Origin of the sequence: uncultured Azohydromonas sp., from assembly GCF_937926365.1 — a bacterium.
Taxonomy (GTDB): Bacteria; Pseudomonadota; Gammaproteobacteria; order Burkholderiales; family Burkholderiaceae_C; genus Azohydromonas.
The window spans coordinates 1-5,409 of sequence record NZ_CALAOH010000256.1 but is presented as its reverse complement, the minus strand read 5'-3'; the positions used below and the strand labels follow the sequence as shown (position 1 = coordinate 5,409).

Below are 5,409 nucleotides of genomic sequence, written 5' to 3'. Positions count from 1 at the left end.
ACGAGCTGTTCTACATGGACAAGACCATGATGGTCTTCGGCGACGCCAAGAAGGTGGTGGAGGACATGGTCAAGGCGGTGGAGTGATCCACGACGAGCCGGGGAATCGCGCAGGCACAAGCTCGCGCTTTCCCTGAGGCCGGCCGTGACTTTCGTCACCGCGAAGTCGTGAAGAAAGGCCTACGGCAGCAGTGACGTTCAGCAGCGCAAATCTACGTATGGGGCCCCTAGAGTTCGCTGCATGAAGTTCCCGCTGTCGAACCATCCGCTGCGCAAAACCATCGGCTGTCAGCTGAAGTCCCACCCGCTGCTCGCGGGCTTGGACGATGCGGCACACGCCGAGTTGGCCGGGTTGCTCAGCGTTCATGAAGGCCAACGCGGTGAGCGGCTGCTGGAGCAAGGCAGCCGCGACCTGCACCAGTTCTTCGTGCTCGAAGGCTTGCTCAAGCGCGTGGTGAGCAGCGCCCAGGGACGCGAGATGACGCTGCGCTTCGCCGCGGAGCAGGACATGGAAACCGGGTACGAGGCCTGGACGCAGTACGCCGGCTCCGGCTTCGCGGTCGTCTGCGCCAAGCGCTCGCTCGTGGCCTGCCTGCCCATGGGCGACTGGGCCGCGTTCCTGGAACGCCATCCCGATGTGCAGACGCGCTTCCACGAGCGCCTGGTGCGAATCAGCGCGGCGATGGTCGAGCACGCGGTAGGGCTGCTGCTGCTCGATGCGCCCAGCCGGGTGCACCAGTTCTCCAGCCGGCATCCCGACTTGGCCGACCGGCTGCCGCACAAGGACGTGGCGTCCTTCCTGAACCTGTCGGCGGAGACCTTTTGCCGCCTGACCCGCCCGCAGCGACGCGCGTTGCAGGCGGCCTGATGAGCAGCCGGCCCGGATGCTTGAGTGGACGCGCTTAACATGGGCCCCCATGAGCACGGAAGGATCATCGGCCCAGCGCATCCGGTTGCTGATCGTTGACGACCAGCCCCTGGTGCGGCGCGGTCTGGCGCTGATGCTGTCGATGGAGCCGGACATGGAAGTCGTGGGCGAGGCGGGCGACGGCATCGAGGCCATCGAGCTGGCCCGGCAGCGCCGGCCCGATGTCGTGCTGATGGACCTGCACATGCCGCGCAAGGGCGGCGTGGGCGCCACGCGCGAGATCACGGCTTCGCTGCCCCAGACCCGCGTGCTGGTGCTCACCACGCTGGAGGCCGAGCAGTCGGTGTTCGACGCCGTGCGTGCCGGCGCGATGGCCTACCTGCTCAAGGACGCCACCGAGCAGGAAGTGCTGGAGACGGTGCGGGCGGTGCACCGCGGCGAGTCACGCCTGACGCCACAGATTGCGCGCAAGGTGCTGGACCAGTTCCGCCGCATGGCCGAGACGGCGCCGCCGCCGGAGTATCGGCACGAGGAGCCCAAGGACCCGGCCGTGTCGCTGACCGAGAAGGAAAACAACGTGCTGCAGCTCATCGCCGAGGGCAAGAGCAACAAGCAGATCGGCACGATGCTGTCCCTGGCCGAAGGCACGGTGAAGAACTACGTGAGCCGCATCATGGAAAAGCTGCACGCCGGCAGCCGCACCGAGCTGGCGGTGATCGCGCTGCGCCAGCGCCGGGTCGAATAGCTCAGGGCGGCGGCGTTTCGAGCAGCCGCTGCCGCATCGGCCGCAGCACGAACCACGCGAGCAGCACCGCCAGCACGTTCATGCCGAAGGCGATCAGGAAGACCGCGTGCCAGTCGTGCAAGGCCAGGACGAGCGCGCTCGACAGCGGCACCGCCAGCGATGCCACGCCCTTGGCGGTGTAGAGCAGGCCGGCATTGGTCGCGGCGTACCGCGAGCCGAAGGTGTCCGCGCAGATCGAAGGGAACAGGCTGTAGATCTCGCCCCAGGCAAAGAACAGCGCGCCGCTGAGCAGCACGAAGCCCAGCGGATGGTCCCCCAGCTCGTACAGCGCGAGGATGGCTGCGGCCTCCAGCGAGAACGCGATCACCATCGTCTGCTCGCGGCCGATGCGGTCCGACACCCAGCCGAACACGAGGCGCGTCAGGCCGTTGAGCACGCGGTCCAGCGCCAGCGCGAAGGTGAGCGCGGGCAGCACCAGCCCCGCGATGTTCACCGGGTCATCGTGGATCTTGAAGTCGCGCGCGATGAGCGCCAGCTGCGCCGTGGCCATCAGGCCCCCGGCGGCCACCAGCACGAAGATCGCGTACATCGCCCAGAACGTCGGCTGGCACAGCACTTCCCTGGGCGTGTAGTCGCGCCGGGACTGGCGCAGGTGCTCTGGCGCGGGCGGGGTGCGGATGTGCTTGAGCAGCTTGTTCGGGTCCTCCAGCCCCAGCGCGAGCGCGATCACGAGCAGCCCCTGCCCGAGGCCGAAGTACAGGAAGGCCGCTTCGTAGCCGCGCGACTCGATCACCAGCGAGATGGGCACGATGGTCAATGCCGAGCCGGCACCAAAGCTCGCCGCCACCAGGCCCACCGCGAGCCCGCGTCGATCGGGAAACCATTTCAAGGCGCATCCTATGCAGGTACCGTAGACCGCGCCCGCGCCGGTGCCGCTGATGGCCGCGGCCGCGTACAGCAAGGGCAGCGAGTCCACGAAGGCGTTCATCACCCAGCCGATCGCGCACAGCAGACCCCCGGCCAGCACGACCGGGCGCGGGCCGAAGCGGTCAACGAGGTACCCCTCGATCGGCACGAACCATGTCTGCGTGACGACGAAGACCGCGAACGCGACCTGGATCGCCGCATGGCTCCAGCCGAAGCGGTCCGTGAACGGGTTGACGAAGAGCGTCCAGCCGTACTGCAGGTTGGCGATGGTTGCCATGCAGACCATGGCCACCGCCAGCTGGCCCCAGCGGAACCGCGGGCCCGGTGGCGCCTCTTGCGTGAGCTCATCCGGCCAGTGCACGAGCAAGGCGGATCGCCGGCGCGCGGGCAGGGCGCCCGCATGGTGCTCCGGCGCCCCAGGGCCTTCAGCGCAGCGCTCTTCCGATCCGCCGTTTCCAATGGCTTGCATCGGGCTCATCCTCATGGCTCAGGGAGTGGGCGCGGCGTGCCTCACGCCGTTGTTGCCCGGGCGCATCTCCGGGCCGACGCGAAGCCGCAGCTGCATGGTGGTGCCGGCGCCCGGGATGCTGTGCAGCTCGAACTCGGCGTCGATCAGTTGCGCCTGTTCCCGCATGCCCACCAGGCCGTAATGCCCGGGATGCGGCTCGGCGACGTCGAAACCCACGCCGTCGTCCTTGATCGCCAGCTCGATGGTGCCGTCGCCCAGGTCCTTCAGCGCCACGTCCACATGCAAGGCCTGCGCGTGCTGGCCGATGTTGCGCAACGTCTCCTCGGCGATGCGAAACAGCGTCTCCGCGCGCGGGTCGGCGAAGCTGGCTGCCTGCGGGTCCGCACTGAAGCGCACGTCCAGCCCCGTGCGCTCGGCGAAGCGGTTCACGGCGCCGGCCAGCGCCGCGCCAAGGCCCAGGTCGCGCACCGCGTTCAGCCGCATCTGGCTCACCGCCTCGCGCGCCTCCTTCATGCCCTGGCGCGCCACCTCCTCGGCGCGCTCCAGCTCGGCGCCCAGGCGTTGCGGATCGTGCGCGTGCAACACGCGCAGCGTGCGTATCTCATGCAACATTTCCATCATCGAGTGCGCAAGCGTGTCGTGAAGGTCGCGCGCCAGCCGCAACCGCTCGCGCACCACCGCCGCATAGCGGCTGTCGGCGGCCAGGCGCTCCACCTCGCGCGTACGCGCCTGCACCCGCTGCTCCAGTTCCTGCGTCAACTGGTCCAGCTCGTCGTGCTCCTGGCGCAGCGCCTGCAACAAGCGGCTGAAGGCCCGGCCCAGCACGGCCACTTCGTCCTGGCCCTTGGGTTCGACGATGCCATCGGCCTCCTGCCGCGCGACGCGCTGCACCTGCAGCGTCAGCTCGCCCAGCCGCCGTGTGAGGACGCGGGCGAAGGCCGCGCCCACCAGCGCGGCCGTGATGCTGAGCAGGATGGAGATGGCGGTCAGCTTCTCCTGCAGGCTGCCGGCCTGGCCACGCTCCTCGGCAGGCTGTACGACCGCCACGTACAGCCCGAGCGCGGCCAGGGACGAGGCCGCCTCGCGCGGCGCCGTCACGACGGCCGACCGCGTACCGTCCTCACCCTGCACGAGGGCCACGCCGGGCAGCAAGAGCGGCAGCCAGGGCTCCGGCGCCTCGTCGGGACTTTCGAACACGATGCGGTGGCGCTCGTCCAGCAGCAGGATGCGCGCGCGCGGGTCGGGCTTCGTGCGCTGGCGCGCGGCATCGATGAGGGCCGCCAGCCGCTCCCGGGACGGCAGCACCGGGGCGCTGGAGCCCGGCTGGGCCTCGTTCACCAGCGCCCGCTCCAGGTCCGCCGCCACTTGGCCGGCAAAGCGCTTCATCAGGGTATCGCGCTGCGCCAGCATGCTGTTGGCTGCGTAGTCCCCGACCGCCACTAGCGCCAGGGCGATCGCGAGCGAGAGGGCGACCGCGAGCCAGGCAACTGCGGTGGCAAGACTGCGTCGGGGATCCAGGGCACGGAAATAGCGGAACATCGTATACACGCATGTTGCCAGCTGCCTCGCCCTTGTCCATCGGTATATCGACTGACGGGCCTCGACGGGCAGATCCAGGGCGTTTCCTGAACGCCGGCGCCTGCCTGGAAAGGCATTCCGGCTGAGATGGCGAAATGTCTCGCCACGCATTGTTTCGCACCGAAACCGTTGAGCTCACATCCAACTTGACATAAACGCGATTGGGGCATGCACATGAAAAAGCCCCGCATCGCGGGGCTTTTTCGTTATTGAGCCTTGATACTACTGACAACGTGCAAGGTGGTTCAAGATCTTAATGGCAGCGCTCAGCATTCACAGCGGTCCGCCGCTTTCAGCCTTTGGCGCTTGACCCTGCCGGAACAGACAACATCCCTGCGTGTTGCCAGCGCTGCCGGCTCAAGACATGTGCTTGCTGAGCAGTCCCGTCATCTCGAACATCGTCACCTCGTCCTTGCCCATGACGGCTTTCAGGGCGCCGTCGCACAGGATGTTGCGCTTGTTCGCCGGGTTTTGCAGATTGCGTTGCTTGATGTAATCCCAGATGCGCTTGGTGGCTTCCGTGCGGGGCAGGGGTTCGGTGCCAACGATGGCGGCCAGTTCAGGGCTGGGCTTCAAGGCCTTCATGAAGGCGCTCTTCTTCTGGATGCTGGTCTCGGCCAAAGGGATTCCTCAAGTTCAAAGGGTCACAGCATACTTCCTGGCTGGCGCGGGGGTTGAATTGCTGAGCGGCCAGGCTGGCCACGGTACCGACGCTCCAGTTCCTGCCGCAACTGACGTCGCACCTTGGCCTGCTCGAAGCGGCGCTTCTCGTCGGGTGTGGCAGGCCGCAGCGGCGGCACGGCCACGGGCCGGCGATCGTCGT

General features: G+C 67.8%; 5 protein-coding genes. 2 read left to right on the top strand and 3 right to left on the bottom strand.

The features are described 5' to 3' along the window. Positions 1 to 240: 240 nt before the first annotated feature. The gene (locus Q0741_RS28865) at positions 241 to 867 is read left to right on the top strand and encodes a Crp/Fnr family transcriptional regulator (protein ID WP_298236638.1); all 627 of its coding nucleotides are present in this window, start codon (positions 241 to 243) and stop codon (positions 865 to 867) included. 49 nt (positions 868 to 916) lie between these two features. Then, positions 917 to 1,612, top strand: a complete 696-nt coding sequence (locus tag Q0741_RS28860) for a response regulator transcription factor (RefSeq protein WP_298236637.1) — start codon at positions 917 to 919, stop codon at positions 1,610 to 1,612. A gap of 1 nt (position 1,613) precedes the next feature. Here Q0741_RS28860 and oxlT read toward each other — a convergent pair whose 3' ends face one another. The 3 genes from oxlT to Q0741_RS28845 all read right to left on the bottom strand — a co-directional run bounded on the left by oxlT (position 1,614) and on the right by Q0741_RS28845 (position 5,171). Further along, entirely contained in the window at positions 1,614 to 2,837 is a 1,224-nt protein-coding gene (gene oxlT / locus Q0741_RS28855) for an oxalate/formate MFS antiporter (protein WP_298236640.1), read from the bottom strand. Positions 2,838 to 3,026: 189 nt separating this feature from the next. Next, positions 3,027 to 4,418, bottom strand: coding sequence for a histidine kinase (locus Q0741_RS28850; protein WP_298236636.1), 1,392 nt, complete (start codon positions 4,416 to 4,418; stop codon positions 3,027 to 3,029). A 525-nt stretch (positions 4,419 to 4,943) separates the two neighbouring features. After that, complete coding sequence (locus Q0741_RS28845) at positions 4,944 to 5,171, bottom strand: SWIB/MDM2 domain-containing protein (protein WP_298236639.1); 228 nt, start codon at positions 5,169 to 5,171, stop codon at positions 4,944 to 4,946. Between the last annotated feature and the right edge of the window lie 238 nt (positions 5,172 to 5,409).